23 protein-coding genes and 1 pseudogene are annotated in these 26,776 nt (G+C 65.3%); 16 read left to right on the plus strand and 8 right to left on the minus strand.

What is annotated here, in order from left to right:
• The first annotated feature begins 51 nt into the window (after positions 1-51).
• The 4 genes from H8B02_RS25835 to H8B02_RS25850 all read left to right on the plus strand — a co-directional run bounded on the left by H8B02_RS25835 (position 52) and on the right by H8B02_RS25850 (position 5,530).
• Positions 52-1,332 carry an O-antigen ligase family protein gene (locus H8B02_RS25835; RefSeq protein ID WP_229168869.1) on the plus strand — a complete coding sequence of 427 codons (1,281 nt, stop codon included), beginning with the start codon at positions 52-54 and terminating at the stop codon, positions 1,330-1,332.
• Positions 1,333-1,415: 83 nt separating this feature from the next.
• On the plus strand, positions 1,416-3,329 hold the full coding sequence (locus tag H8B02_RS25840) for a nucleoside-diphosphate sugar epimerase/dehydratase (protein WP_229168851.1): 1,914 nt from the start codon (positions 1,416-1,418) through the stop codon (positions 3,327-3,329).
• Positions 3,330-3,377: 48 nt separating this feature from the next.
• Positions 3,378-4,592, plus strand: coding sequence for a glycosyltransferase family 4 protein (locus tag H8B02_RS25845; RefSeq protein ID WP_229168852.1), 1,215 nt, complete (start codon positions 3,378-3,380; stop codon positions 4,590-4,592).
• A complete protein-coding gene (locus H8B02_RS25850; RefSeq protein ID WP_229168853.1) occupies positions 4,589-5,530 on the plus strand; it encodes an NAD-dependent epimerase/dehydratase family protein in 942 nt (313 codons plus the stop codon). The genes H8B02_RS25845 and H8B02_RS25850 overlap by 4 nt, the downstream gene beginning before the upstream one ends.
• Positions 5,531-5,597: 67 nt before the next feature.
• Here H8B02_RS25850 and H8B02_RS25855 read toward each other — a convergent pair whose 3' ends face one another.
• Both H8B02_RS25855 and H8B02_RS25860 read right to left on the minus strand, forming a co-directional pair.
• A complete protein-coding gene (locus tag H8B02_RS25855; protein WP_229168854.1) occupies positions 5,598-6,608 on the minus strand; it encodes an MraY family glycosyltransferase in 1,011 nt (336 codons plus the stop codon).
• Positions 6,609-6,618: 10 nt separating this feature from the next.
• Positions 6,619-7,626 carry a lysylphosphatidylglycerol synthase transmembrane domain-containing protein gene (locus H8B02_RS25860; protein WP_229168855.1) on the minus strand — a complete coding sequence of 336 codons (1,008 nt, stop codon included), beginning with the start codon at positions 7,624-7,626 and terminating at the stop codon, positions 6,619-6,621.
• Between the two features lie 352 nt (positions 7,627-7,978).
• On the opposite strand from H8B02_RS25860, the gene H8B02_RS25865 reads away from it, so the two are divergent.
• The 6 genes from H8B02_RS25865 (at position 7,979) to H8B02_RS25890 (ending at position 16,420) form a co-directional block, all read left to right on the plus strand.
• Positions 7,979-9,391: a mannose-1-phosphate guanylyltransferase/mannose-6-phosphate isomerase gene (locus H8B02_RS25865; protein ID WP_229168856.1), complete on the plus strand. Its 1,413-nt coding sequence runs from the start codon at positions 7,979-7,981 to the stop codon at positions 9,389-9,391.
• A gap of 249 nt (positions 9,392-9,640) precedes the next feature.
• Positions 9,641-10,657 (plus strand): Gfo/Idh/MocA family protein, encoded by a 1,017-nt coding sequence (locus H8B02_RS25870; protein ID WP_229168857.1) that lies wholly within the window; start codon positions 9,641-9,643, stop codon positions 10,655-10,657.
• A 50-nt stretch (positions 10,658-10,707) separates the two neighbouring features.
• Positions 10,708-11,859 carry a DegT/DnrJ/EryC1/StrS family aminotransferase gene (locus H8B02_RS25875; protein ID WP_229168858.1) on the plus strand — a complete coding sequence of 384 codons (1,152 nt, stop codon included), beginning with the start codon at positions 10,708-10,710 and terminating at the stop codon, positions 11,857-11,859.
• 43 nt (positions 11,860-11,902) lie between these two features.
• Positions 11,903-13,432 carry a murein biosynthesis integral membrane protein MurJ gene (murJ, locus tag H8B02_RS25880; protein WP_229168859.1) on the plus strand — a complete coding sequence of 510 codons (1,530 nt, stop codon included), beginning with the start codon at positions 11,903-11,905 and terminating at the stop codon, positions 13,430-13,432.
• 128 nt (positions 13,433-13,560) lie between these two features.
• Positions 13,561-15,870, plus strand: coding sequence for a xanthine dehydrogenase family protein molybdopterin-binding subunit (locus H8B02_RS25885; protein WP_229168860.1), 2,310 nt, complete (start codon positions 13,561-13,563; stop codon positions 15,868-15,870).
• Between the two features lie 103 nt (positions 15,871-15,973).
• A complete protein-coding gene (locus tag H8B02_RS25890) occupies positions 15,974-16,420 on the plus strand; it encodes a c-type cytochrome (protein ID WP_229168861.1) in 447 nt (148 codons plus the stop codon).
• Positions 16,421-16,509: 89 nt separating this feature from the next.
• On the opposite strand, the gene H8B02_RS25895 is transcribed toward H8B02_RS25890, so the two are convergent.
• Entirely contained in the window at positions 16,510-16,932 is a 423-nt protein-coding gene (locus H8B02_RS25895) for a CHRD domain-containing protein (RefSeq protein ID WP_092115468.1), read from the minus strand.
• Between the two features lie 166 nt (positions 16,933-17,098).
• Here H8B02_RS25895 and H8B02_RS25900 point away from each other — a divergent pair, with 166 nt between their 5' ends.
• Entirely contained in the window at positions 17,099-18,037 is a 939-nt protein-coding gene (locus tag H8B02_RS25900; RefSeq protein ID WP_229168862.1) for a c-type cytochrome, read from the plus strand.
• 24 nt (positions 18,038-18,061) lie between these two features.
• Here H8B02_RS25900 and H8B02_RS25905 read toward each other — a convergent pair whose 3' ends face one another.
• Both H8B02_RS25905 and H8B02_RS25910 read right to left on the minus strand, forming a co-directional pair.
• Positions 18,062-18,415, minus strand: coding sequence for a DoxX family membrane protein (locus tag H8B02_RS25905; protein ID WP_229168863.1), 354 nt, complete (start codon positions 18,413-18,415; stop codon positions 18,062-18,064).
• Positions 18,416-18,435: 20 nt separating this feature from the next.
• Positions 18,436-19,110 carry a hypothetical protein gene (locus H8B02_RS25910; RefSeq protein ID WP_229168864.1) on the minus strand — a complete coding sequence of 225 codons (675 nt, stop codon included), beginning with the start codon at positions 19,108-19,110 and terminating at the stop codon, positions 18,436-18,438.
• A 172-nt stretch (positions 19,111-19,282) separates the two neighbouring features.
• On the opposite strand from H8B02_RS25910, the gene H8B02_RS25915 reads away from it, so the two are divergent.
• The gene (locus tag H8B02_RS25915) at positions 19,283-19,840 is read left to right on the plus strand and encodes a TetR/AcrR family transcriptional regulator (RefSeq protein WP_229168865.1); all 558 of its coding nucleotides are present in this window, start codon (positions 19,283-19,285) and stop codon (positions 19,838-19,840) included.
• A gap of 42 nt (positions 19,841-19,882) precedes the next feature.
• Here the strand turns inward: H8B02_RS25915 and H8B02_RS25920 are convergent, their stop codons facing one another.
• Positions 19,883-20,128: an Lrp/AsnC ligand binding domain-containing protein gene (locus H8B02_RS25920; RefSeq protein WP_016845986.1), complete on the minus strand. Its 246-nt coding sequence runs from the start codon at positions 20,126-20,128 to the stop codon at positions 19,883-19,885.
• Positions 20,129-20,321: 193 nt separating this feature from the next.
• On the opposite strand from H8B02_RS25920, the gene thiD reads away from it, so the two are divergent.
• The 4 genes from thiD (at position 20,322) to H8B02_RS25940 (ending at position 24,354) form a co-directional block, all read left to right on the plus strand.
• On the plus strand, positions 20,322-21,119 hold the full coding sequence (gene thiD / locus H8B02_RS25925; protein WP_229168866.1) for a bifunctional hydroxymethylpyrimidine kinase/phosphomethylpyrimidine kinase: 798 nt from the start codon (positions 20,322-20,324) through the stop codon (positions 21,117-21,119).
• Between the two features lie 302 nt (positions 21,120-21,421).
• Positions 21,422-22,234 (plus strand): UDP-2,3-diacylglucosamine diphosphatase, encoded by an 813-nt coding sequence (locus tag H8B02_RS25930; protein WP_050403538.1) that lies wholly within the window; start codon positions 21,422-21,424, stop codon positions 22,232-22,234.
• Positions 22,231-23,322, plus strand: a complete 1,092-nt coding sequence (locus H8B02_RS25935; protein ID WP_229168867.1) for a glycosyltransferase family 4 protein — start codon at positions 22,231-22,233, stop codon at positions 23,320-23,322. Before H8B02_RS25930 ends, H8B02_RS25935 begins: the two co-directional genes overlap by 4 nt.
• Before the next feature lie 42 nt (positions 23,323-23,364).
• The gene (locus tag H8B02_RS25940; RefSeq protein WP_092115464.1) at positions 23,365-24,354 is read left to right on the plus strand and encodes a threonine/serine dehydratase family protein; all 990 of its coding nucleotides are present in this window, start codon (positions 23,365-23,367) and stop codon (positions 24,352-24,354) included.
• Positions 24,355-24,397: 43 nt separating this feature from the next.
• Here H8B02_RS25940 and H8B02_RS25945 read toward each other — a convergent pair whose 3' ends face one another.
• Together H8B02_RS25945 and H8B02_RS25950 are read right to left on the minus strand one after the other, a co-directional pair.
• Positions 24,398-25,987, minus strand: coding sequence for a caspase family protein (locus H8B02_RS25945; RefSeq protein ID WP_229168868.1), 1,590 nt, complete (start codon positions 25,985-25,987; stop codon positions 24,398-24,400).
• A gap of 138 nt (positions 25,988-26,125) precedes the next feature.
• Positions 26,126-26,776: pseudogene (locus tag H8B02_RS25950) on the minus strand (hypothetical protein); the annotation flags it as partial.

Here is a 26,776-nt window from a genome sequence, read left to right on the forward strand (position 1 = left end):
CACGACGTCGCTGGTTGCCCGGGCTCGCGAGGGCAAGGCGTGAGCGCGAGCATGGCATCCCCGGCAGGGGCCGCGGCGTGCCCGGCCTGGCGCGATCCGGCGCGCTGGCAGAGCACGACCGATGTGGTCGCGGTCCTGATTGCGGTGTCGCTGCCGTGGTCGACCTCGCTGGTCGGCATCTTCGGCGTGGTGCTGCTGATCTCGATTGCGCCGACCGTCGACCTGCGGGCGTTCTGGACGCTGCTGAAGCGGCCGATCTGCGTGGCGCCGATCGCGCTGTTTTGCCTCGCGCTCACCGGCACGCTCTGGTCGGACGCCGCCTGGGGCGCGAGATTGTACGCGGTCGGGCCGACCGCAAAGCTCTTGGTGCTTCCGGTGCTGCTCTATCACTTCCAGCGCTCGAGCCGCGGGACATGGGTGTTCGTGGCTTTCCTCGTCTCCTGCACGCTGCTGATGCTGATGTCGTGGCTGGTGCTTGCCTATCCCCACCTCGCGCTACGGGCGCCGGCCCCCGGCGAGCAGGGCGTCTTCGTCAAGAACTACATCGACCAGAGCCAGGAATTCACGCTGTGCGCGGTCGCGCTGGCCTATCCGATCGTGATGCTGTTGCGGGCCAATCGCGTCCTGCCGGCCGTGTTGTTGGTCGGGATCGCGCTCAGCCTGCTTGCCAACATGGCGTTCGTGGTGGTGTCGCGGACCGCGCTGGTGACCATTCCGATCATGTTCGCGGTATTTGCGCTGCTGCATTTGCGCTGGCGCAGCATCGCTCTGATCCTGTGTGGGGTTGGCGCGTTGTTCGTGGCGGCGTGGTACGCCTCGCCGCAACTGCGCGCGACGGCCGATTCATTCCAGCGCGACTACAAGCTCTACATGGAGCGCAACGAGCCGACGTCGCTTGGTTTGCGGCTCGAATTCTGGCGCAAATCGCTCGGCTTCTTCGCCGAGGCTCCGGTCATCGGCCACGGCACCGGAGCGACGCGGGGCCTGTTCGAGCGCGTCGCGGCGGGCGGCGTGAACCAGGCTTCCGCCGAAGTGATCGGAAACCCCCACAATCAAACGTTGAACGTCGCCGTGCAGTGGGGCATTGTGGGTGTAGCGATACTGTACGCGATGTGGCTGCTGCACCTGTTGCTATTCCGCGGCGACGGTCTCGTCAACTGGATCGGGCTTCTCGTCGTGGTACAGAATATTTCAAGTTCGTTGTTTAATTCACACATCTTCGACTTTCATGAAGGCTGGATGTACGTGCTGGGCGTCGGCGTTGCGGGCGGGATGGCGTTGAAGGGGCGATTGGGGACGGATATGGAACCCGAGCCTCCGATCCGTCCATGATCGCTGGCAAGGGCTCCGCAGATACGCTACAGCCTGCCAATGTCTCGTCGCCAACTCCCAGTTGCCAGCAACCCGTCCGTTAGATGACGCGCCTTTCACAATTCCACCTGCGCAACTTCCTGATTCTGGCACATGACGCGCTCGCGACGACGTTTGCGTTGCTGGCGAGCTTTTATCTGCGCTTCGAGGGCAGCCTGCTTACCGATCGGCTGCCGCATTTGCTGCGCATTCTGCCCTGGTTCGTGCTGTTCAGCGTCGTGGTCAGCTATTTCTCCAATCTGACCACGGCGAAATGGCGCTTCACCTCGCTGCCGGACGCGGTGAACATCCTGCGGGTCGCAGCGGTGCTGACGCTGGCACTGGTCGTGGTGGATTACGTTTACTTCTTCACCGGAGCGAATTCGCCAAGCCCGGTGTTCCTCGGCCGCGTCACGATCATCCTGTTCTTCTTCCTTGAGGTGTTCGCGCTGAGCGCGCTGCGCCTCGGCTATCGCTACTTCCGCTATTCGCGCACGCGACTTCACGCCCGATCCGACAATGCCGCGTCGGCGCTGCTGGTCGGACGCACGGCCGACGCGGAAGTCGTGCTGCGCGGCATCGAGAACGGCGCCATCAAGCGGCTCTGGCCGGTCGGCGTGCTCTCGCCGTCGGCCGCGGACCGCGGCCAGATGATCCGCAACATTCCCGTGGTCGGCGGCGTCGATGATATCGAAGCCGTGATTCGGGATTTCGAGAGCCGCCAGCGGCCGATCAAGCGCGTGATCATGACGCCCTCGGCCTTCGAGCCGGATGCGCATCCGGAAAGCGTGCTGATGCGCGCCAAGCGGCTCGGTCTGATGGTCAGCCGCCTGCCGTCGCTGGAGGGCGGCGATACGCCACGGCTCACCAATGTCGCGGTCGAAGACCTGCTGCTGCGCCCGAGCCAGAAGATCGACTATGCGCGGCTCGAGACGCTGGTGAAGGACAAGTCCGTCATCGTGACCGGCGGCGGCGGCTCGATCGGCGCGGAAATCTGCGAGAGGGTCGCGACCTTCGGCGCGGCGCGCCTCTTGGTCGTCGAGAACTCGGAGCCGGCGCTCTATGCGGTCACCGAGGCGCTGTCCGCGCGCGACAGCGGCCCCGAGATCGAGGGCCGGATCGCGGACATCAGGGATCGCGAGCGCATTACGCGCCTGATGAGCGAGTTCAAGCCCGACATCGTGTTCCATGCCGCGGCGCTCAAGCATGTGCCGATCCTGGAGCGCGACTGGAGCGAAGGGGTCAAGACCAACATCTTTGGCTCGGTGAACGTCGCCGACGCGGCGCGTGCCGCAGGCGCGAGCGCCATGGTGATGATCTCGACCGACAAGGCGATCGAGCCGGTGTCGATGCTGGGCCTGACCAAGCGGTTCGCCGAGATGTACTGTCAGGCGATGGATCATGACCTGATGACCGAGGCCAGGGGCAAGTCGCATATGCGGCTGATCTCAGTGCGGTTCGGCAACGTGCTGGCGTCCAACGGATCCGTGGTGCCGAAATTCAAGGCCCAGATCGAGGCCGGCGGACCGATCACGGTGACCCATCCGGACATGGTCCGTTATTTCATGACGATCCGCGAAGCCTGCGATCTCGTGATCACCGCCGCGACGCACGCCATGACGCCGGCGCGACCTGACGTCTCGGTCTATGTGCTGAACATGGGGCAGCCGGTGAAGATCGTCGATCTCGCCGAGCGAATGATCCGCCTGTCGGGCCTGCAACCGGGCGTCGACGTCGAGATCGTGTTCAGCGGCATCCGTCCCGGCGAGCGGCTGAACGAGATCCTGTTCGCAAGCCAGGAGCCGACGCTCGAAATCGGCGTTGCCGGCGTCATGGCCGCCAAGCCGAACCAGCCTCCGATGTCGACGCTGCGCAAGTGGCTCGCGGCGCTGGAAGATGCGATCGAGAGGGATGACCGCGTCACCATCCGTGCCGTCCTTCAGGACGCCGTGCCCGAGTTCGGGTCGAATGCCGCCTGACCGCGCCGTCCTGCGGGCGATCAGGCAGCACCGTTTCGAAAGCCATTGATGCCCAGTTCTCGAAAAGTCGTGGTCGCAAGCCAGCATTATCCGCCGGACCACAGCACGACCGCCGCGATCATGTCCGCGATCGCCGAACGGATCGCGCAGGAGGCGGACGTGGTGGTGGTCTCCGGGATGCCGGGCTCGGCGAGGGCGCCGGCGCCGGGGCGGCCCGTCGTCGTCGAGATCAGGAACCGGCTGCCGGGCAAGGCGGCGCTGATTAAGCGCGCGCTGGCCGAGGCACTGTTCACCGGACGGATGTTCTTTGCGTTGTTGTCGCGGCTGCAGCGGGGCGACGTGGCGCTGACGGTGACGGCTCCCTTCGCGCTGCCTTATGCGGTTGCCGCCGCGGCGCGGCTGAAGGGGGCGAAGTCGGCGTTGATCCTGCACGATTTGTTTCCGGATGTTCTCGTGATGGCCGGGCTGCTGCGGCCGTCCTCGCTGGTCGCGCGGGCGATGCGCGCGATCAACTCGCTGATGTTCCGTGCCTTGAACGCCGTCATCGTGATCGGCCGCGATGCCGAGAAGCTGCTGCTGCGCTATCGCGGCATGACACCGGACAAGATCAGGTTCATCCCGAACTGGGCCACGCTCGACCCCGGCAATCGTCCCGTCAGCCCCGATAATCCGTTTCGCAAGGCGATCGCCGCCCGCTTCGTCGTCGGCCTGTCCGGCAATCTCGGCTTCACCCACGATCCGGACATCGTCTTCGGGGCCGCGCGACTGTTGCGTGACGAACGCGACATCCATTTCCTGCTGTCGGGATGGGGCATGGGCTTTGCGCGGCTGAAGGAGATGCAGGCCGAGGCGCAGCTCGCCAACGTCACGCTGGTCGAGCGCGTCGCGGATGGCGAGCTCGATGCGCTGCTCTCCAGCGCGGACGTCTGGCTCATTCCTTATCGCGAGAACGTTGCCGGTGTATCGGTCCCGAGCCGGTTCTATAATCTGCTCGCAGCCGGCCGGCCCGTCATCCTGGTCTCCGAATCCGAAGCCGAGGCCGCGCTGACCGTCAGCGAGAACCGGCTGGGCTGGGTCGTCACGCCGGGACGGCCCGACCGACTCGCCGATGCGATCAGGATGGCGTCGCAATCGCAGGACGCCGCGATGGCCGAACGTGCCGTCGCGACCGCGCGGACCTTCAGTCCCGAGCGGGCCCTGTCGAGCTACGCTGCGCTGGTTGCGGAGCTGTTATCCAAAGACGATGTGGAGCGGACAGCATGAATGATCGCCGCCCGACGGTTCTGGTGACGGGTGCGAGCGGCTTTGTCGGTCGCCACGTGGTGCCTGAGCTCGAGCAGAACGGCTGGTTGGTGCGACGCGCGGTGCGCACCCTGCTGCAGGATGCAAACGACGTGGCGATCGGCTCGCTCAGTCCCGCCACCGATTGGCGCGCCGCGCTCGATGGCGTGGACGCCGTTGTTCATCTTGCGGCTCGCGTTCACCAGCAGTCCGATGAACAGGCGATCGAGCTCTACCGTAACGTCAATATCGAAGGCACGCTGCACCTGGCGCGTTCGGCGGTTGCGGCGGGCGTTCGGGATTTCATTTTTGTCAGCACGATCCTGGTGCATGGGCGCAGCAACTACGGACGCCCGCCGTTTCGCGAGGATGATGTCCTGACACCTCGCGGTCTCTACGGAAACTCGAAGGCGGCCGCCGAGGTTGGTCTGAAGGGGATTGTGCCGGGCAGCGGCATGAGGGTGACCGTGATCAGGCCGCCGCTGATCTACGGCGCCGGTGCGAAAGGAAATTTCGCCCTGCTCAAGCGTGCGGTGATCAATCGCATGCCGCTCCCGCTCGCCTTTGTGAAGAATCGCCGCGCGTTCCTGTCGGCGGAAAACCTGGCGTCGTTCATTCTGTATCGGTTGTCGCGACCGGGAAATGATTTCGACGTCTTTCTGGTGGCCGACCGCGAGCAGGTCTCGACGCGGGAGTTCGTCGAGCGCCTTGCCCGCGCGGCAGAAACCTCGCCGCGTCTGTTCTGGCTGCCGTCGCCGCTCCTGAAAGTGTCGCTCACGGTGGGCGGCCGCAAGGAAGCCTATGACAGCCTCTTCGCCTCGCTTGAACTTGATCTGTCCAAGGTCGCGAGCACCGGATGGCAGCAGCCGATCAGCCTCGACGAGGGGCTGAGACGCGCGCTGAGTCGAACGGATCTCTAGATTTCATTTTGACGCGTTTTCTTGGCGCGAACCGGTATCCACTTCGCTGGAAAACGCTCTGGCCCGATCAGAACGGTCGCGAGAACCGGCGCAGTTGCCAGGCGACGGCGAGCGCGCCGGCCAGCAGCAGGACGATGTCTGCGACGAGGGAATTGAGGGCGACCGAGGCGAATGCGAGCAGCGCCAATGCCACGTTGAGTGCAAAGACCTCGCCGACGACGCGCCACACCACAAATCCGTTGTCGGTCGCGCGCTGATAGAAGTGCGAGCGGTGCGCGGACCAGAACGGCTCGCGCCGCGCGATGCGGCGAAACAGCGTGACCGTCGCATCGGTCAAATAATACAGCGGCAGCAGCAGCGCGGCGGCGAATTGCTGATGCAGGGCAAGCTCGAGCAGGCACCAGCCCAGCAGCAAGCCGATCGGCAGGCTGCCGACATCGCCAAGGAATATCTTGGCCACCGGCCGGTTGAACGGCGCGAAGCCGAGCAGCGCGCCGCACAGCGCCGCCGCGACCAGCGCGCAAGCCGCGGGAACATGGCCGAAGCTGCCGAGCAGCGCGACGGCCACCGTGATCGGCACGGCCTCGGCCGCCGTCATCAGGTCGAGCCCGTCCATGAAGTTGACGAGGTTCACGAACCAGAGGCCGGCGATCAGCAGCAGGCCGCGTTCGAGCCAGATCGGGCAGGCCGGAACGAGCCTGAGATCGGCCGGCGCCGAAAACACCACGGCTGCAACGGCGGCCGCCTGGAGCAACAGGCGCGGGACGACGGGTAGCGACCGGATGTCGTCGGCAAAGCCCACCACCGCGATGAACAGGCAGGCCGCGAACACCGTGAACGGTATCGTCAGCTCCGGCGATCCGGCCAGCACGATGACGATCCCGCCCCCCAGCAGCGTGGCTGCGATGACCGCGATGCCGGCGCCCTGCGGCGTTGGAATGCGATGCGACGAGCGCGCATTTGGCTTCGCCAGTGCCACGCGCAGCAGAAGAGGCCGCGTTGCCCGGATCAGGACGGCCGAGATCGATGCAGCCAGCACCGCTGCGATCAATGACAGGAGGGTCTCGAAACTGCTCATTCTGGTCCGGTCACTGCGATCCCGGGATTCGCGATGGCGATCCCGGGACTCGCGATTGCGACCCCGGGACTTCGATCGGCTCGGCGCCCTTGGCGGCCTTTTCCGGGCTCAGGATCCACACTAGGCCGCCGAACACACCGACCACGAACGACACCGCGCCGAACAGCAGCGAGATGTTGACGCCTTCATTCGCGATCAGGCCGGCATAGCCGAAGGCGAGCGCCATCGTGGCCTCGCGCACCCCCCAGCCCGCGATCGAGATCGGCATCATCGTGATCAGCATGACCGGGGGCAACAATTGGAAGATCTGGCCGAAGGTGACCGGGGCGGTGATCGATTTCACCACGCACCAGCCGATCACGACAGTCACCACGTGAATGGCGATCGAAAGGGTCGCGACCCGCAATCCGTGCTTGCGGCTGAACAACACCCGGTTCGCGATGACCGCGCAAGCGTGGATGTGGTGCGTTGCCCACCACTGCTTCAGCCAGGGCCACGGCAACAGGCCGATCACGAGGAAACCAAATCCGGCCGCAAGCGCGGCGAGGTCGAGCAGCAGCAACGCCATCCAGCCGTGGGTATCGGAGATCAGCCGATAGCTCCAGGGCAGGGTGGCCGCGATGACGACGGCCAGGGCGATCAGTCCGACCGCGCGATCGACGAAGATCGAATAGGTGGCGGCGCGCCAGCCAGCACCGGCGCGCGCGACGAGCCAAAGCCGCACGGCGTCGCCGCCGATCGAGGACGGCAGTGTCTGGTTGAAGAAGGTGCCGATCACGTTGAAGCGCATCGCCTGCGCGGTTTCCAGCGGCGCGCCGCACTCCACGCTGATCTCGCGCCAGCGCAGCACCCCGAGAAAGATCTGCAGGAAGGTGACCGCGATCGCGAGGCCGAGCCAGCCCAGGCTCTCGACCTGGATGCGGGAGGCCAGATCATACAGGTTGACCTTGCGCAGCGAGAAATAGAGCAGCGCAGCCGAGATCAGGATCTTGACGGTCGAAAGCAGGATTCGGCGCATTTCCGTTCGCGCTGCCAGGTTTTCAGGATGTGTCAAAAACAGCGCAAAACGCTTTCGCGCGCCTAAATTCGCCGCCTTGGTATGGTTTCCGCACCGATCTGGCAATACCCGTACTGGTCCCTATTGCGGCAGGCGCGAAGGGGCGGCTAAAGATGCCGGGACGGGGAACGGCCAGCCGTTCGCCGGGAGTTTACAAGACCGGTAAGATCCGACCAGACGCGTGGGGGCGCGTGACTGCCCGGATAGTGCTTCCCAGGCAACAGGGCTGCCGGCCACGGCGGCACCGGGCCATTTTGGTGTGCCGTCCGCGGATGGATACGACAGGACTGGCACGACAGGACTTGAGGCATCGATGGATCGACGAATTATTCCCCTGATCATGTGCGGCGGCGCAGGCACGCGGCTCTGGCCGGCGTCACGCGAGGTGCATCCGAAGCAGTTCCTGTCCCTGTTCGGGGCGCGCTCGACCTTCCAGGAGACGCTGCTGCGGGTCTCCGACGCCGGCCTGTTCGAGCGGCCGATCGTGATCACCAACGAGGCCTATCGCTTCATGGTGCTGGAGCAACTCGCCGAGATCGGCCGCGAGGCCGATGTGCTGCTGGAGCCGATGCGCCGCGACTCCGGGCCCGCGATCGCGGCCGGTGCGGCATTCGCGCAGAGCCGTGACAGCGAAGCGATCGTGCTGGCGCTCGCCGCCGACCATCTGGTGCGGGATACGCCGGCCTTCGTCGCCGCCTGCCGCGGCGGATTGGTGGCCGCCGAAGCCGGCCGCATTGTGACCTTCGGCGTCAAGCCGGAACGGCCCGCGACCGAATACGGCTATATCAGCCCGGGTGAGGTGGTCGCCGGCGAAGTGCGCGCGGTGGCAAAATTCGTCGAGAAGCCGGATGCCGCGACGGCGGCCGGCTATATCGATGCGGGCTATCTCTGGAACAGCGGCAACTTCATGTTCCGCGCCGGCGTGCTGCTCGACGAGTATCGCAACGTCGATGCGGACAGCATTGCGTCGGTGGAGCAGTCGGTTGCGTCAGCGACGCGCGATCTCGGCTTCGTCAAGCTCGATGCAGCGGCGTTCGGCGCCGCAAAGGCGATCTCGATCGATTACGCCGTGATGGAGAAGACCGCTCATGCCGCGGTGGTGCCGGTGGCGTGCGGCTGGTCCGACATCGGCTCGTGGCGCCAGGTCTGGGAGCTCTCCGACAAGGACAGCCTGGGCAACGCGGCGCGCGGCGCGGCGGTGTTCGAGGATTCCCGCAATTGCAACGTCTCGACCGACCGGGCGCTGGTTGCGCTCGAAGGCGTCGACGACCTCGTCGTGGTCGCGACCCAGGACGCCGTGCTGGTGTCACGCCAGAAGGACGCCAACGGGCTGAAGCGGCTGGTCGCGAAATTGAAAGTGGCGGCGCCCGAGGTGACCGAGAACCACATCAAGGTGCATCGCCCCTGGGGCTCCTATCAATCGGTCGACAATGGCGACCGCCACCAGGTCAAGCGCATCATCGTCAAGCCCGGCGGGCGGCTGTCCTTGCAGAAGCACCATCACCGCTCCGAGCACTGGATCGTGGTGCGCGGCACCGCGCAGGTCACCGTCAACGAGCTGATCAAGACGGTGCACGAGAACGAGTCGATCTACATCCCGATCGGCGCGGTGCACCGGCTGGAGAATCCCGGCAAGATCCAGCTCGAGCTGATCGAGGTGCAGACCGGCAGCTATCTCGGCGAGGACGACATCATCCGCATCGAGGACGACTACCGGCGCAGCTGAGGCGAGCCGGTTCCCGCGCCAATCGCCGGGCGCGGGACGATGTAACTCTTTGAATCAAAACGTGTCCGGATTTCGCCGTTGGCATTCGCCACATTTGTGACGCCGTGCTATAGCGGCTGCCAACGAAGCGGGGTGATTTGCGCCGGAGGCGCAGATCGGGACGAGGGGCCTTGGTCTGATTCCCTCGGAGCCTGGATGGCTCCCTGAGGAGCCGGGACAACCGCCAGAACGCTACTTGGGGTCTACGATATGAATGCAAAAGTGTCCGCAGCCGGCGCGAGGGCCGATATCGGCCGCGCATTGCGCGTCGGCGTGATCGGCGCCGGCGTGATGGGCAGCAACCATGCCCGCGTACTGGCCGGACTGCCTGGCGTCGTGCTGATCGGCATCGTCGATCCGCTGCCGGAGCACCGCGCACGCGCTATCGACCTGGTTGGTTGCCGCGCCTTCGAAAACCTCGATCAGCTGCTTGCCGAGGGCGTCGATGCGGTGACGATCGCCGCACCCACCCACCTGCATCACGAGATCGCGCTCGCCTGCATCGCGCGCAACATCCACATCCTGGTCGAGAAGCCCGTCGCCTCCACGGTCCAAGAGGGCCGCGAGATCGTCGCAGCCGCCGAGCGGGCCGGCGTCACGCTGATGGTCGGCCATGTCGAGCGCTTCAATCCGGCGGTCGCCGCGATCAAGCAGGCGATCTCGGGCGAGGATATCCTGTCGATCGGCATCACCCGGGTCGGCCCGTTCCCGCCACGGATGTCCAATGTCGGCGTCGTGATCGACCTCGCCGTACACGACATCGACCTGATCCGCTGGTTCACCGAGTCCGACATCGTCGAGGTACAGCCGCAGCTCTCGAGCGCGGTCGCCGAACGCGAGGACATCGCGCTGCTGCAGTTCCGCACGGCGTCCGGCGTGCTCGCCCACATCAACACCAACTGGCTGACGCCGTTCAAGGCGCGCAACGTGACGGTTGCGACCCGCGGCAAGTACGTGATGGGCGACCTGCTCACCCGCCAGGTCACCGAATGCTTCGGCTTCAAGCCGGACGGCAGCTATTCGATGCGCCATCTGCCGGTTGGGCACGACGAGCCGTTGCGTGCCGAGCTGATCGCCTTCCTCGATGCCGTGCGCAGCGGCAAGCTGCCGGCGGTGTCCGGCGACGAAGGCGTGGCGAGCCTCGAGATCGCGATCCGCTGCCTGGAATCGCCCGCCCGGCCCGCCGCATCGACGATGCGCAAGGGACCGCGCCGCATCGCCGGCTGATTGCCTTCACTGGCTGATTGTAGTCCATTCAACACGTGCAAAGAGCTTCCATGAACCAGCATATGCAGCTTGAGCCCATTCCCTTCATCGATATCGCCGCGCAGCGCCGGCGGCTCGGCAAGTCGATCGATGACGCGGTCGCGCGCGTGCTCGACCATTGCCAGTTCATCAACGGCCCGGAAGTCACCGCGCTGGAGAAGGCGCTGGCTGACTATAGCGGCGCCAAGCACGTGGTGAGCTGCGCCAGCGGCACCGACGCGCTGCTGATGGCCCTGATGGCGAAGAACGTCGGGCCGGGCGATGCGGTGCTCTGCCCGACCTTCACCTTCTGCGCAACCGGCGAAGTCGTGACGCTGACCGGCGCGACGCCGGTTTTCGTCGACGTCGATGAGGAGACCTTCAACATCGACGTCAACTCGCTGAAGCGCGGCATTGCGTCGGCGCGGGCACGTGGGCTGAAGCCGGTTGCCGTGATCCCGGTCGATCTGTTCGGCCAGAGCGCCGATCACGACGCGATCGGCGCGGTCGCCGAGGCCGAAGGCCTGTTCGTGCTCGACGATGCCGCGCAGGGCTTTGGCGCGACCTACAAGAACCGCAAGCTCGGCACTTTCGGCCTCGCGACCGGGACCAGCTTCTTCCCGGCCAAGCCGCTCGGCTGTTTCGGCGACGGCGGCGCGATCTTCACCGACGACGAGGAACTCGCACGCACGCTGCGCAGCATCCGCGTCCACGGCCAGGGCTCGGACAAGTACGATAACGTGCGGCTCGGCCTCACTGCGCGGCTCGACACCATGCAGGCGGCGATCCTGCTCGAGAAGCTGAAGATCTTCGACGACGAGATCGCGGCCCGCAACAAGGTCGCGGAACGCTATTCGCGGGCGCTCGGCAACCTGGTCGCGGTGCCGCGCGTTGCTCCCGGCTGCACCTCGGTGTGGGCGCAATACACCATCCGTCTGACCAACGGCATCGATCGTGACGCCTTCGCTGCCGCCTTGAAGGCGCAGGGCGTGCCGACCATGATCTACTATCCGAAGTCGGTCCACCAGCAGACGGCCTACAGCCACTATCCGGTTGCCGACGGTGGCCTGCCGGTCAGCGAGCGCCTGTCGAAGGACGTCATCGCCCTGCCGATGCACCCCTATCTCGACGAGGCGGCGCAGGACCGCGTCATCGCGGCTGTGCGCAGCGCGCTTTCTGCCTGATACGTCATTTTGACGTAGGGTGATGATGCGCTAGAAGCAGCGCATGCTTGGGCGCATCTTCACCGTCGGCGGCTATACCCTGCTATCGCGGGTCACCGGGTTTGCGCGCGACATCATGCTCGCGGCGATCCTCGGTGCCGGGCCGGTCGCCGATGCCTTCTTCGTGGCGCTGCGCCTGCCCAATCATTTCCGCGCGATCTTTGCCGAAGGCGCCTTCAACGCCGCCTTCGTGCCGGCCTATGCCCATGTCCATGGCGAGCGCGGCGAAGCGTCGGCGCGGCTGTTCGCCGACCGCATCTTCACGCTGCTGTTCGCCTCGCAGGTGATCCTGCTGGTCGTCGCGATGGCGTTCATGCCGCAGGCGATGAGCATTCTCGCGCCGGGCTTCACCGAGGACGCATCCCAGCGCCAGCTCGCGATCGAGCTGACGCGGATCACCTTTCCCTATCTGCTGCTGATCACGCTGGTGACGCTCTATGGCGGCATGCTCAACGTGATGCATCGCTTCGCCAGCGCCGCTGCGGCGCCGATCTTCCTCAACCTCGCCATGATGATGACGCTGGCGCTTGCGGCGTTCTTCCCCAGCGCCGGCCACGCCGCGGCCTGGGGCGTCCTGATCTCGGGCTTCCTGCAGTTCTTCCTGCTCGCCGGCGACCTCGGGCGCCACGGCGGCCTGCCGCGGTTCGCGCCGCTCAAGCTCGACGAGGACGTCCGCGCCTTCTTCCGCGCGCTGGGGCCGGCAACCCTGGGCTCGATGGGAACGCAGGTGGCGCTGTTCGCCGATACCATCATCGCGACCTTCCTGCCCGCAGGCGCGCTGTCGGCGCTCTACTATGCCGACCGCCTCAATCAACTGCCGATCGGCGTGATCGGGATCGCGATCGGCACCGTGCTGCTGCCGGAGATGTCACGGCGCCTGACCGCCGACGATCACGCCGGCGCCATGGCCGCACAGCGCCGCGCCTTCGATTTCACGCTGCTGTTCTCGGTTCCGTTCGTGGCGGCGTTCCTGACCGTTGCCGATCCGATCATGCGCGCGATGTTCGCCCGTGGCGCGTTCTCGAAGGCCGATGCCGCAAGCGCCGGCGCCACGCTCGCGGCCTATGCGGTTGGGCTTATTCCCTTCGTGATGATCCGCAGCGCGGTCGCGACCTTCTACGCCCGCAAGGACACCGCAACGCCGGTAAAGGCGGCGCTGACCGGGGTCGCGGTCAACGTCGCGCTGAAGATCGCGCTGGTCGGCTCGCTGGCGCAGGTCGGGCTCGCGCTCGCGACCGCGGTCGGGGCCTGGGTCAATCTGCTGCTGGTGCTGCTGTTCGCCGTGCGCCGCGGCTATCTCGCGTTCGATCGCGCGCTGATCCGCTCGTTCGGCACGTTCGCGATTTGTGGCCTGCTGCTCGCGCTCGCGCTGTGGCTGACCTCGCATTTCGCCTATGTGTGGTTCGCGCCGATGCAGATCTTTCGCGATGAGATGATCCTGCTGCTGCTGATCACGGTCGGCGCCTTCGTCTACGCCTTGCTGATCCTCACGCTGTTCGGCCGCGGCTGGCTGTTCGCGCTGCGCCGCGTATAGTTTTACCTGTCAAATCAAATGCATAGGAGCCGAGTCTGGGATAGCGCCGCGTGCGGCGGAAAGCGGTTTGCGCTTCGCTGACAACCACGCCAATATGCATACAAACAACCAAGGCAATTGGAGAGACGATGGCAGCTCCCATCAAGTTCGGCGTCGGACAAAGTGTGCGACGCAAGGAGGATGACGCTCTGATTCGCGGCAAGGGCCGCTATACCGACGACGTTGCTCCGTCTCCCGCATTGCACGCGCTGATGCTGCGCTCGCCGCATGCGCACGCGACCTACACGATCGATGCCGGCAAAGCCCGCGGCATGCCCGGCGTGGCGCTGATCCTGACCGCGGCCGATGTCGCCGAACTCGGCGGCCTGCCGTGCCTGTTCAATCTCGAAACCGATCCGTTCACCGCACCGCCTTATCCGATCCTCGCCAGGGATGAGGTGCGCCATGTCGGCGACGCCATCGCCTTTGTGGTCGCCGATACCCTTGATCACGCCCGCGACGCGATCGAGGCGATCGACGTCAAGTGGACGCCGCTGCCGGCAGTGGCCGGCCTGATCAATGCGGTGAAGAAGGGCGCGCCGCAGGTGTGGCCGGACAAGCCCGGCAATCTGCTGTTCGACGTCTCGATCGGCGACAAGGGCGCCGCCGAGGCCGCCTTCGCCAAGGCGCATGCGGTGGCCGAGATCACCATCGTCAATCCGCGCGTCATCACCAATTTCATGGAGACGCGCGCCGCGGTCGCGGAGTACGACGCCAGGAAGGATCATCTGACGCTGACGATCGGCAGCCAGGGCAGCCACCGCCTGCGCGAGATCCTCTGCGACATGATCCTGAAGATGCCGAAGGAGAACATGCGGGTGATCTGCCCGGATGTCGGCGGCGGCTTCGGCACCAAGCTGTTTCCCTATCGCGAGTATGCGCTGATCTCGGTTGCGGCGCGCAAGCTCAAGAAGACCATCAAATGGACCGCCGAGCGCTCCGACCATTTCATGGGCGACGCGCAGGGCCGCGACAATCTCACCACCGCGAAGATGGCGCTTGCCGAGGACGGCAAATTCCTCGGCATGGATGTCGATCTGATGGGCGACATGGGTGCCTATCTCTCGACGTTCGCGCCCTACATCCCGCATGGCGGCGCCGGCATGCTGCCGGGTCTCTATGACATCAAGGCATTCCACTGCCGCGTCCGCACCGTGTTCACCAACACGGTGCCGGTCGATGCTTATCGTGGCGCCGGCCGCCCGGAGGCCGCCTATGTGATCGAGCGGCTCGTGGATGCAGCCGCGCGAAAGCTCGGCATGACGCCGGACGCCATCCGGCGGAAGAATTTCATCCCGCCGAAGTCGCTGCCCTACACGACCGCGACCGGCAAGGTCTACGACTCCGGTGACTTCGTCGCGCATATGAAGCGCGCGATGGAGATCGCCAACTGGAAGGAGTTTCCGAAGCGCGCCAAGGCCGCCAAGAAGGACGGCCTGGTGCGGGGCATCGGCATGGCGAGCTATGTCGAGGTCTGCGGCACCATGGGCGAGGAGACCGCCAATGTGGCGCTCGATCCCAACGGCGACATCTCGATCCTGATCGGCACGCAGTCGAGCGGGCAAGGCCACCAGACCGCCTATGCGCAGATCGTCGCCGAGCAGTTCGGCGTACCGCCCGAGCGCGTCCATGTGCTGCAGGGCGACACCGACAAGATCGCGACCGGTCTCGGCACCGGCGGTTCGGCATCGATCCCGTCCGGCGGCGTCAGCGTGCAGCGGGCAACGCACGAACTCGGCAACAAGCTGAAGGAGCTTGCGGCGCAGGCGCTGGAAGCCGGCGCCGGCGACCTCGAAATCGCCGACGGCCGTATCCGCATCGCCGGTACCGACCGTTCGGTCAGCTTTGCCGATCTCGCCAAACGTCCCGGCGGCGATACCTCGAAGATGAACTCGAGTGCGACCTTCGCCAGCGCCGACGGCACCTATCCGAACGGCACGCATCTCGCCGAGGTCGAGATCGATCCCGCCACCGGTATCATCAAGATCGTCAGCTACGTCATCGTCGACGATTTCGGCGTCACGCTCAATCCGCTGATGCTCGCGGGCCAGGTTCATGGCGGCGCCATGCAGGGCATCGGGCAGGCGCTGATGGAGCAGGCGGTCTATAGCCCAACCGACGGTCAGCTCGTCACCGGCACCTTCATGGACTATGCGATGCCGCGCGCCGCCGACGGGCCGTCCTTCGTGTTCGAGACCCACAACGTGCCGTGCACGACCAACCCGCTCGGCGTGAAGGGCGCAGGCGAGGCCGGCGCGATCGGCTCGTGTCCGGCGGTCGTCAACGCGATCGTCGAGGGGCTGCATCGCGAGTTCGGGATCGACCACATCGACATGCCGGCCACGCCGGAACGGGTCTGGATCGCGATCCGCGAGGCGCAGCGCCGCCATAATCTCTGATAAATTGTCGCAGGCGGAATGAAGATTCCGCCTGCGGTGTTTGCCAACCAGGCCGGCCGCGTACCTGCGGACCGGGACGGAGCAGGATTGAGGGGTTTTGCCGATGAAGCGGATTGTCGTCGTTGCAGCGATGCTTGCGTTGAGTGCGGGTGCGGTGGTGGCCGACCAAGATCAGGTCAAGCAGACCCAGGCCCAGATGAAGGAAACCGGCAAGAACGCCGGTGCGCTGGGCGCCATGATCAAGGGCGAGAAGCCCTACGACCAGGCAACGGTCGACGCCGCGCTGGCGAAGTTCGAGGACACTGCCAAGAAGCTGCCGACGCTCTTTCCTGAAAGCAGCAAGGGCCTCAAGACGGAAGGCGATTACTCCGCTGGGCCGAAGATCTGGGAAGACAAGGCCGGCTTCGAGCAGCACATCGCGAGCTTTGCCAAATCCGTCGCTGACGCCAAGGGCAAGATCAAGGATGTCGACACGCTGAAGGCCGAGCTGACCGTGATCGGCAAGCAGTGCGGCGGCTGCCACGAGACCTATCGCCTCAAGAAGGGCTGATCGCCATTCGGTCGATCAAAGGGCGGATGCTGTGAAGCATCCGCCCTTTTTGTGCCGGCCGTTTCTTGTTGAAGTTTACTTCGTGAGATCTACTTCGTCACTTGGCCGCGGATCTCGCCGCCCGGGTTGGCGGCGGTGTGGACGTTGACATAGTACTTGCCGGCGAGGAGATCGGCGGCCTGCGCGTCGGTCAACGTCGCGCTGCCCTCGACCGGGCTCGACGTCGCGTTCGGGATGGCAACCGCGACACCGGAATTCTTGCCGGCTTCGGCGGGGCCATGGAAATGCGCGGCGGTCGCAGGGCCCGAGAGGCCGGAATAGGTCAGCTTCCAGCTCAGCTTCTTGGAGGCGGCGTCGTAGTCGATGTCGGCAGTGCCGGTGCCGGCGCTGGTGGTGGCAGGCACTTCGGACTTGCCGTCCAGCTTCGCCGTCAGCTTCTCGGCAAAGGCCGGACCGGCGAGCGCGATTGCGGCGCCCAATGTCAGCGTGGCAAGCAAGGTCTTGTTTGGCATGGTTCTCTCCCCTTTGACGTCACACGATGGTTGCAAATCTTCAAACCGCGGCTCTCCGGATTTATTCCCAAAATGATCGTGAGTGCGGCAAATTTGATGCGAGCTTGTGCGACCGGTTGCCATCATACTGGTTGATGAACTGACGCGACCAATGACGGATCGGTGAATGTTGCGACGAATTCTCCTCCTGGCCGTCTTGGCCGGCTTGATCGGCTTCGGTGTGTTCTGGTGGCTGACGATCCCCGCGACCGTTGCCGCGAGCGCGCTGCCCGCCTACCAGCCCAATCTGGCCAACGGGCTCACAACGTTCAATGCGGGAGGATGTTCCTCCTGCCATGCGGTGCCGAAGCAGGACGACCGCACCAGGCTCGGCGGCGGCCTCGCGATACCGTCGCCGTTCGGTACCTTCTATGCGCCGAACATCTCGCCCGATCCGAACGACGGCATCGGCCGCTGGAGTGAGGCTGATTTCGTCACCGCGGTCATGAAGGGCACCTCGCCGTCGGGGACGCACTATTTTCCGGCGTTTCCCTACACGTCCTATCAGCACGCCAGGCTCAATGACGTGCGCGACCTGTTCGCCTATCTGAAGACCTTGCCGCCGGTCGCCGGCAAGGTGCGCGACCACGATGTGCCGTTTCCTTTCAACATCAGGCGCAATGTCGGTGTCTGGAAATTCCTGTTCATGGACGGCAAGCCGTTCGTCGCGGATGCGAGCCGCTCGGCGCATTGGTATCGCGGCGCCTATCTCGTCAACAGCTTCGGCCATTGCGCCGAGTGTCACAGCCCGCGCAATTTTCTCGGCGGCATCATCAGCTCGCAGCGCTTCGCCGGTGGCCCGAATCCCGAAGGCGAAGGCTGGGTGCCCAACATCACGCCGCGGGGGATCGCGGACTGGAGCGCGAAGGATATCGCCTATTTCCTCGAGAGCGGACAGACACCGGACGGCGACAGTGCCGGCGGATCGATGGTGCGCGTGATCCGCAACACCTCGCAACTCTCGCCGACCGATCGCGATGCGATCGCCGAATACATCAAGTCGCTGCCGCCGGTCGAGGGACCGCCGAAGCCGACGCGCAAGGCGGACAAGACGGATCCTTCCTGATTGCGCCGCGTGATGGTTGGCCTGCTATCCGCGCCACGCACTGGCCGCAATGACCATCAAGCCACCGGCAATCGCGAGGTCCTTGAAGAAGAGCGTTCGTTCCGCCTTATCGGCGAGGTCGAGGTGAAACCCGAACGCGGTCGCGAGGCAAAACAGCGCAAGCGCGCCGGCGGCAAATGACGGCTGCCAGCCGATCAGCAACGCCAGGCCCGCACCAAGCTCGAGCGCGATGACCAGCGGCAGCAGCATGCCGGGAATATGGTGTGCCTCCATGTGGTCGAGGAAGGGCTTCGGGCCAGCGATCTTGGCTGCGCCGGCAAGGATGAACAGCAATGCGAGCAGGCTTCGTCCGGCAATCGTGACCATCGTGATCGGCATAAGGGGATCCTCCGGGCTTGCTATTGGCTGTTCCGACCGTGGCTTTTGGCCTGTGAAGCGAACAGGACGGCGGACAGGATGAAGGCAAAGACGAAGAAGATTGTCCGTCCCAGGACCAGTGCCTTCGCCTGCTCCACCGGCGTGACCGAAATCAGGACCCCGAACGGGATGTAGCACCACAGCGCCGCCGCGATGGTCCTGCCGAGCCTGCCGAACTGCAGGAAGCCGAACGAGAACAGCAAGACTGCGAGATAGCTGGCGTGAAACTTGACCTGGGAGGCGATCATCTGCAGCTCCCCATCGGCTGGCGACAGCGGCAATCCGTTCTGGATCGCATGCACCATGGTCATGATGTGGTGGTTCTCGACGCAATCGAGGATAACCGTGAGCATCATGGAGGCGAGCGCGACGCCCAGCAGATAGGGGTCCATGATGGTGCGCAGCCGCGCGGCCAGCACGGTGAAAAATGCGCCGTAGAAGATCATGAAGAGATTATCGAGCCCGAGATTGAGCCGCAGGCCGAACGGCACGAGGGATGTCCCCAGATACGCGCCATAGGCTTCGACGGAGCGGGCGGTCTGGAAGAAGTCCTGCGAACCCTTGGTGGTGAGGATTCCGATCACCATGGCGGCGACGGTCGACGCCGCGAGCGTCGCCAGAATCGCGAGCGTACGGTCCAATCGTCTGATCTGCATGATATAGCTACTCCGTGCGCGTCCGGCCGACTCGTCGGGTTACAAATATCAACTGCTATCTGAGATAGATATCAGATGATATCTGAAAATCAATTGGTATTTGCAGGTTCGGGAGTCCTATCCGTTGCCCAGGCTAAATCGCGAGGAGAGTCAGGCCCGTACGAAGAGTCTCTTGATCGAGGCGGCGCGCGAGGAGATCATCAAGAAGGGGTTTGCGCAGGCCTCCGTGCGCGACATCGCCGACGCAGCCGGATTCTCGCAGGGCGCGTTCTATTCGAATTTTCCCGACAAGGAGGCGATCCTGCTGGAACTGGTGCAACGGCACCAATCCGAGGAGCGTGCAAAAATCGAAGGCGTATTGGGGCAGACGCCGGGCGAGCCTGCGAAGGTGATGGCGGGCCTCGAAAAATGGGCCGCCACCGCCAATTCGGATCCGGGGTTTGCCGTGCTGGCGATCGAACTGCAATTGCAGGCGCTGCGCAGCCCGACTTTCGCGCAAGGCTATAACGAACTCAACCGCAAGCACCGCCGTGCGCTGGGCGTGCTGGTGACGCGCCTGTTCGAGTTGCTTGGCAAGCAGGCGCCCGCCGATCCCGTGGAGATCGCTACCGGCTTCATCGCATTGGGCCGCGGCATGGCGCTCTTGTCGAGGGGTGGCGAAGTGAATCGCAGCGGCCGTATCGTTGTCACGTTCCTGAAGGCGCTGATCGACTCGGCGCCGGCCGCCTAGCGGCGCGCGCCTCGCCTATCGGGCACGCATGGAGTCTATGCGCTACTTCGCGCCGAACGCCTTGAAGGTGATGATGGTGAGGGTGTCCTGGATGCCCGGGATCACCTGAACCTTCTCGTTGATGAAATGGCCGATGTCGGTGTCGTGGTCGACGTAGAACTTGACCAGCAGATCGTAATTGCCCGCGGTGGAATAGATCTCGGACGCAATCTCGGCTTCCGCCAGCGCGTTGGCGACGGTGTAGGACTGGCCGAGCTTGCATTTGATCTGGACGAAGAAAGGAACCATCAAAGTCGTCTCCGGGGATTTCCGTGACTATAGGCCAAAAACGGGCGGCCAAGGCAAGGGGTCAAGGCCAGGGGGCAACAAGGCCAACTCGCGGGTAAGTCAGGCGAACTTGCTGCCGATGGGCGGCCGGGCTAGGACAGGCCATGATCTCGTTCGTAATGATCTCATTTCTATCAACCGTCGGTCCCGCAACATGACGCCGGTCGCGCTCACCATTGCCGGCTCGGATTCCTCGGGCGGGGCGGGCATCCAGGCCGACCTCAAGAGCTTTGCCGCGCTCGGGGTCTATGGCGCTTCCGCCATCACGGCGCTGACCGCGCAGAACACCACGGGGGTCAGCGGCATCCATCCGGTGCCCGCTTCGTTCGTCACGGCCCAGATCGATGCGGTGTTCTCCGACCTCGACGTCGGCGCGGTCAAGATCGGCATGGTGGCGCAGGCCGAGACCATCGTGGCGATCGCCGACGGGCTGAAGCGCTGGGCGCCGCGCCACATCGTGCTCGATCCGGTGATGGTCGCAACCTCGGGCGATCGGCTGCTGGCGGCCGAGGCGCTCGATGCGCTGAAGACCATGCTGTTTCCACTGGCCTCGCTGATCACGCCGAACCTGCCGGAGGCGGCGGCGCTGCTGAACGAGCCGGTTGCTGCGAGCGAGGCCGACGTCGCGCGACAGGGCCGGCAATTGCTGGCGATGGGATGTCGCGCGGTGCTGGTCAAGGGCGGCCATGGGCACGGCGCGGAGAGCATCGACTATCTGATCGATGGCGAGCACAGCATCGCGCTCGCGGCGCCGCGCATCGCAACCGCCAACACGCACGGCACCGGCTGCTCGCTGTCATCGGCGATCGCCGCCGGACTGGCGAAGGGCGAGGCGATGGAGACCGCCGTGCGCAACGCCAAGGCCTGGATCACCGATGCAATCGCCGCCGCCGATCGCTTCGCCGTCGGACGCGGCCACGGACCGGTGCACCACTTCCACAGATATTACTGAAGCTCTCGTAGCCCGGATGAAGCGCAGCGAAATCCGGGGCCGCACATTCCGCGGAAGCACCTTCCCGGATTGCGCTTCGCTCCATCCGGGCTACGTGTTCATCGCTTCGCTGTTCCCCCGCGATAGGCAGGCAACACAAAGCCCGTTCCGCACAGCCGCGTCCATCCATGTCGCCAGATTGTCGCACGCCGCTGTTATCCGCACTGGAGGGGCGTGCTGCTGATTCCCGTTAACTGTTAGTGAGGCCTTGGGTCGCGGGGATCGTCATCGCCTTGTCACAGGAATCTGTTAGGTGCACAGGCATGGGAAGTGACTCCTTGAGTGAAGAAAGCCCCGAGCGGCGCTTTCGCACTTTGTTTATCTCCGATGTTCATCTCGGAGCCCGCGGTTCGCAAGCCGACCGCCTGCTGGACTTCCTCCGCTCCCACGATGCCGACACGATCTACCTCGTTGGTGACATCGTCGACGGCTGGGCGCTGAAGTCGAACTGGTACTGGCCGCAGACCCACAATGATTTCGTGCAGAAGATGCTGCGCAAGGCGCGCAAGGGCGCCAAGGTGATCTACGTCCCGGGCAACCACGACGAGTTCCTGCGCAAATATTACGGCACGCATTTCGGCGGCATCGACGTGGTGGAGAACACCGTTCACACCGGCGCCGACGGCAAGCGCTACCTCGTGATCCACGGCGACATCTTCGATCTCGTGGTGCAGAACGCGCGCTGGCTCGCCCATCTCGGCGACAAGGCCTACGACTTCGCGATCCAGATGAATCGCTTTGTCAACTTCTTCCGCAAGATGTTCGGCGTGCCTTACTGGTCGCTGTCGCAATGGGCCAAGCTGAAGGTCAAGAAGGCGGTGAACTATATCGGCGCGTTCGAGGCGACGCTGGCCGGAGAGGCGCGGCGTCACGGCTGCGACGGCGTGATCTGCGGCCACATCCACTACGCGACGATTCATGACGAGCACGGCATCCGCTACATGAATTGCGGCGACTGGGTGGAGAGCTGCACGGCGCTTGCCGAGCACGAGGACGGCCATTTCGAGATCATCACCTGGACCGATCCGGTACGCCGGATCGCGCCGGTTCCGCGAGTGACGGCACGCGCTGCATGACGCATATCATGGTCGCGACTGATGCGTGGCATCCCCAGGTCAACGGGGTTGTCCGCACGCTGACCATGATGGCACAGGCGGCGAAATCGCTCGGCGTCGAGGTGAGCTTCCTGACGCCGGACGAGTTCCGCACCTTCGCGATGCCGAGCTATCGCGATCTCCGGCTGGCGCTGCCGTACCAGGCCAAGGTCGCCAGCCTGATCGAGGCGGCCAAGCCCGACAGCATCCATATTGCGACCGAAGGCCCGATCGGGCTGTCGGTCCGCCGCTATTGCCGCAGGCGCGGCTTGCCGTTTACGACGAGCTTCCACACCCGCTTTCCCGAATACGTCTCGGCACGCACGCCGGTCCCGGAAGCCTGGGTGTGGCGTGCGCTGCGCTGGTTCCACAGGCCGAGCCGGGCGGTGATGGCCGCGACCCCGGCGCTGGCCGCCGAACTGCGCCAGCGCGGCTTCCGCAACGTTGTGCTGTGGTCGCGCGGCGTCGACACCGCGCTGTTCCACCCGCGCGATGTCGATCTCTGCCTGCCGCAGCCGGTCTATCTCAGCGTCGGCCGGGTGGCGGTGGAGAAGAACCTCGAGGCGTTCCTCGATCTCGATCTGCCCGGCACCAAGGTGGTGGTCGGCGACGGCCCGGCGCGGGTGGCGCTGGAGCGGAAATATCCGGAAGCCCTCTTCCTCGGCGCCCGCCATGGGGAAGAATTGGCCGAAATCTATGCCGCGGCCGATGTGTTCGTTTTCCCCAGCCGCACCGATACGTTCGGTTTGGTGCTGCTTGAAGCGCTGGCCAGCGGCCTCCCGGTTGCCGCTTTTCCGGTCACCGGTCCCCGCGACGTGATCGGCGCGGCGCCGGTCGGCGTGCTCGACGAGGATCTGCGCCACGCCTGCCTGGAGGCGCTCAGCATCCCGCGGCAGGCCTGCGTCGATTTCGCCGCGCTCCACACCTGGCAGGCGTCGGCCCGGGTATTCATCGACCGCTGCATGAACGTCCGCCCCGCGGCGCCCGACGGCGAGGGCGAGGCGCTCGAATTCGGCGCCGAAGAGCATCATTTCGCGGCCTTGCCGGCGCCTCAGCCAAACTCACGCTAAAGCGTCTTGCCGGGTTACCCGCCGCCGCGATACAAATCGCGGATGACGGACATCACTCTCAATCCACCCGTCGCGGCTGCGGACATCGATGCCGCCGCAAGGGTGGTCGCGCCGTTCGCGGTGCGCACGCCGCTCCTGACCTTCCCCGTTCTCAACGAACGTGTCGGCACCCAGGTCTTCCTCAAGCCCGAGATGCTGCAACGGACCGGATCGTTCAAGTTCCGCGGCGCCTTCAACAAGCTCGCCTCGATACCGCAGGACAAGCGGAGCGGGGGCGTCGTCGCGTTCTCCTCGGGCAACCACGCCCAGGGTGTTGCCGCGGCGGCAAAGATCCTCAACATGCAGGCGACCATCGTGATGCCGGCGGACTCGCCGATCACCAAGCGTGAGCGGACCAAGTCCTATGGCGCCGAGGTCGTGCTGTACGATCGCGATCGCGACGACCGCGAGGCGATCGCCAATGGCATCGCCAGCAAGCGCGGCGCGACGTTGGTGCGTCCCTATGACGATCCCTTCGTGATCGCAGGCCAGGGCACCGCTGGCCGCGAGATCGCCGAGGACATGGCCGCGCTCGGGCTCGTGCCCGACATCGTGGTGGCGCCGGCTTCCGGCGGCGGGTTGATCGCAGGTGTCGCCACCGCCGTGAAGGCGAAATATCCGCAGGCCCAGGTGATCGTCGCCGAGCCCGCGGGCTACGACGATCACGCATTGTCGCTCAAGGTCGGCCATCGCGAGGCGCATCCGGTCGCGGCGCGCACCATCTGCGATGCGCTGATGGCGATGATGCCGGGCGAGCTCACCTTCGCCATCAACAGCAAGCTGCTCGCAAATGGCGTCAGCGTCTCCGACGATGAGGTCGGTGCTGCCGTCGCCTTCGCCTATCGCGAGCTGAAGCTCGTGGTCGAGCCCGGCGGCGCAGTCGGGCTCGCGGCGCTGCTGGCGGGGCGGATCGACGCCAAGGGTAAGAACGTTGTCATCGTGCTCTCGGGTGGCAACGTCGACGCCGACCTGTTTGCGAAGCTCGTCGCCTGAGACCAGCATCCTGAAAAGAAACGGGGGCAGGGCGGTACTCGCTCTACCCCCGTTTCGTTGTGGAGCGCGGCTGATCAGCGCCTGAAGCCGCCACCGTGGCCGCCGCCCATTCCGCCGGGATGTGAGCCGGACGGACTTGGGTGGAACGCTGTATGGCTACCACCCGATCCCGTCCGGTTGACTTGCATGCTCTGCCGCTCGGCGCGGAAGTGCTGCCCGCTGTTATCTTTGATGATCCGGTTCGATGTGGTGCTGCCGGCATTGGCTCCAGGAAGGCTCGCAACCTTGCCCTTGCCGATTGAGCTTGGCATGCGACCGGCTTCGCTCCAGGCGCAGGCATGGTCACGATCTTGCCGACGGTGCCCTGCACGCCGGCATTGATCGGCCGGAAGGCCGGACGACTAGAAAGCCGCGTGAACTGCATCAGCGGAATTGCTTTCGGCTGCGCCTGCAGCTTCAACGCCGACTGCGCGTAGGGGCTGTTGCCGAAATTGTCGTGGAAGGTCTTGTAGGCGAACGGCGTGTTGGCGAGCACCGCCTTGTGCCAGGCCGCGACCTGCAGCCAGTTCGTCAGCAGGAAGCGAATGCGATCGCAGAGCGGATCGTGCGGATAGAGCCGGATGAATTCCTCATAGTATTCCGGCCGCCCCTCCGACAGCACGAAGTCATAGGCCTGGCGCACCGAGCGATTCGGCAGGTTCGATGCCATCTGCACGACCGGACCGTTTTCAGGCGCACGGCCCGACGCGACGGCGGTGTCGCCGAAGAAATAGAAGTCGGAGGTCAGCGACGAGCTTTCCCACGGTGTCTGCCGGCCGTCGGTCGTGCTGTTGACCTCCAGGCGGACGCGCTTGAACAACTGCTCGATCGGCAGGTTGGGCTCGCGCGCAAGACGCAGGAAAGCGTTGGTGTAGGGGCTGTGGCCGTTGCTGCCATCCTGCGCTTCCATGCCGGGTGCCGTCGAATAGCCTACGATCGAGCCGCTCGGAGCGTCGACGACGGCAAGGCCGCGGCCGGCATCGTTGACGTTGGGGAACGGGTTGTTGCGGCAGGCATCGAGCACCACGATGCGCATCCGGCTCGGGACGTTCTCGAGCGTGCCCATCACGTCGACCAGACGCACCGCATTGCCGTCGAGGTCGGACGGCGCTGCGATCTTGGCATCGACCGGAATCAGATAGTTCTCGCCGGCGAGCTGCACGCCGTGGCCGGCGTAGTAGATCATCGCGACGGTGCCGGGGCCGCGCGCCGTGACCTTGTCGGAGAAATCCTGCAACACCTTCACCATGTCGCCCTGCCTGAGGTCGGTCGCGGCGATCACCTCGAAGCCGGCCGCGTTCAACAGCTCGGCCATCGACTGCGCGTCATTGCCGGGATTGGCGAGCTTCGGCGCATTCTCGTAGTTCGCATTGCCGATCACGAGCGCGACGCGCTGCTCGGGGCCGCGTAGCGCGCCCGGCGTTGCCACAGCAGGCGTCGTCGGCGAAGCGGCTTGATCGATCGGTTGCGCCGGCGCCTGCGTGGCATTGCCGACGGTGATGCCGCCGGTCTCGGCAGATGCTGTGCCCGATACACCGAGGCTCAACAGACCGAGCAATGCGGCCGATATCATGATGGATGTCAGGCGGACCATCGCGCGCTCCCAAAAGCTGGTCCCGGTGCGGGACCGGTCGCGGCGAGGCTAGGCGCGGACACGCCCGCCGTACGTGAGCTGGGTCACGCTGCGCGGGTGGTCGATGGAAGGTGAGTGCGCAGCGCGCGCACGTCGCGTCTACGAGAAGAACGCGATTCTCTCGACCTGGCTCATGCGGCGGATCGGCGCGAGCGGATCGTTGGCCGCGACGCTCGGCTTTTTCAAAAGGCCGCTCGCGATGATGGTCGAGCCGAGTGAGAGTTCTGCTGCGGGAGCAACGGCAGCCTCGACGGCGGGTGGGAGAGGCGGCGGCACGGCCACCGGAGCCGCGGCAACCGGTGCTGCAGCAATCGGCGCTGCAGCGATCGGTAGCGGCTCGACCTTGACCTCGATCGGCTCGGGCGCCGGTGCGGGCTCGGGCTGAATGGCCGGTGCAACCATCTCGGGCTCGTCAGCCATCGCCTCGGCGACGCGCATCGCCTCGGCAGCATGCATTTCCTCGGCGATCGCTTCTTCGTCGATCGGATCGGGCGCGCCCATCTCCATCGCGATGAGGTCGAGCACCGCTTCGTCCTGGGCGTCAGCGGCGGCCTCGGTGACACGGGCGAGCTCTGCGGCTTCGGCTTCGGCCAGCGCAGCCTCCGCCTTGAGCCATGCTTCGCTCGGCTCCGGCGTCGCGGCCGCGGTAGCCCCAGTGATCGGCGTTGCAACGGCCTCCTGAGGCGGCGCCGGCGGCGTGGCGGCCATGGTGGCATCGGGCGCAGTGCTCTCGGCGGCAGCGCTTTCCGC

Origin of the sequence: Bradyrhizobium altum (assembly GCF_020889705.1) — a bacterium.
GTDB lineage: Bacteria > Pseudomonadota > Alphaproteobacteria > Rhizobiales > Xanthobacteraceae > Bradyrhizobium > Bradyrhizobium altum.

Bases quoted from the DNA above. Each gene is read 5' to 3' on its own strand.
- H8B02_RS25835 (WP_229168869.1), top strand. From the start codon at position 52: ATGGCATCCCCGGCAGGGGCCGCGGCGTGCCCGGCCTGGCGCGATCCG.
- H8B02_RS25840 (WP_229168851.1), top strand. From the start codon at position 1,416: ATGACGCGCCTTTCACAATTCCACCTGCGCAACTTCCTGATTCTGGCA.
- H8B02_RS25845 (WP_229168852.1), top strand. From the start codon at position 3,378: ATGCCCAGTTCTCGAAAAGTCGTGGTCGCAAGCCAGCATTATCCGCCG.
- H8B02_RS25850 (WP_229168853.1), top strand. From the start codon at position 4,589: ATGAATGATCGCCGCCCGACGGTTCTGGTGACGGGTGCGAGCGGCTTT.
- H8B02_RS25855 (WP_229168854.1), bottom strand. From the start codon at position 6,608: ATGAGCAGTTTCGAGACCCTCCTGTCATTGATCGCAGCGGTGCTGGCT.
- H8B02_RS25860 (WP_229168855.1), bottom strand. From the start codon at position 7,626: ATGCGCCGAATCCTGCTTTCGACCGTCAAGATCCTGATCTCGGCTGCG.
- H8B02_RS25865 (WP_229168856.1), top strand. From the start codon at position 7,979: ATGGATCGACGAATTATTCCCCTGATCATGTGCGGCGGCGCAGGCACG.
- H8B02_RS25870 (WP_229168857.1), top strand. From the start codon at position 9,641: ATGAATGCAAAAGTGTCCGCAGCCGGCGCGAGGGCCGATATCGGCCGC.
- H8B02_RS25875 (WP_229168858.1), top strand. From the start codon at position 10,708: ATGAACCAGCATATGCAGCTTGAGCCCATTCCCTTCATCGATATCGCC.
- murJ (WP_229168859.1), top strand. From the start codon at position 11,903: ATGCTTGGGCGCATCTTCACCGTCGGCGGCTATACCCTGCTATCGCGG.
- H8B02_RS25885 (WP_229168860.1), top strand. From the start codon at position 13,561: ATGGCAGCTCCCATCAAGTTCGGCGTCGGACAAAGTGTGCGACGCAAG.
- H8B02_RS25890 (WP_229168861.1), top strand. From the start codon at position 15,974: ATGAAGCGGATTGTCGTCGTTGCAGCGATGCTTGCGTTGAGTGCGGGT.
- H8B02_RS25895 (WP_092115468.1), bottom strand. From the start codon at position 16,932: ATGCCAAACAAGACCTTGCTTGCCACGCTGACATTGGGCGCCGCAATC.
- H8B02_RS25900 (WP_229168862.1), top strand. From the start codon at position 17,099: ATGTTGCGACGAATTCTCCTCCTGGCCGTCTTGGCCGGCTTGATCGGC.
- H8B02_RS25905 (WP_229168863.1), bottom strand. From the start codon at position 18,415: ATGCCGATCACGATGGTCACGATTGCCGGACGAAGCCTGCTCGCATTG.
- H8B02_RS25910 (WP_229168864.1), bottom strand. From the start codon at position 19,110: ATGCAGATCAGACGATTGGACCGTACGCTCGCGATTCTGGCGACGCTC.
- H8B02_RS25920 (WP_016845986.1), bottom strand. From the start codon at position 20,128: ATGGTTCCTTTCTTCGTCCAGATCAAATGCAAGCTCGGCCAGTCCTAC.
- thiD (WP_229168866.1), top strand. From the start codon at position 20,322: ATGACGCCGGTCGCGCTCACCATTGCCGGCTCGGATTCCTCGGGCGGG.
- H8B02_RS25930 (WP_050403538.1), top strand. From the start codon at position 21,422: ATGGGAAGTGACTCCTTGAGTGAAGAAAGCCCCGAGCGGCGCTTTCGC.
- H8B02_RS25935 (WP_229168867.1), top strand. From the start codon at position 22,231: ATGACGCATATCATGGTCGCGACTGATGCGTGGCATCCCCAGGTCAAC.
- H8B02_RS25940 (WP_092115464.1), top strand. From the start codon at position 23,365: ATGACGGACATCACTCTCAATCCACCCGTCGCGGCTGCGGACATCGAT.
- H8B02_RS25945 (WP_229168868.1), bottom strand. From the start codon at position 25,987: ATGGTCCGCCTGACATCCATCATGATATCGGCCGCATTGCTCGGTCTG.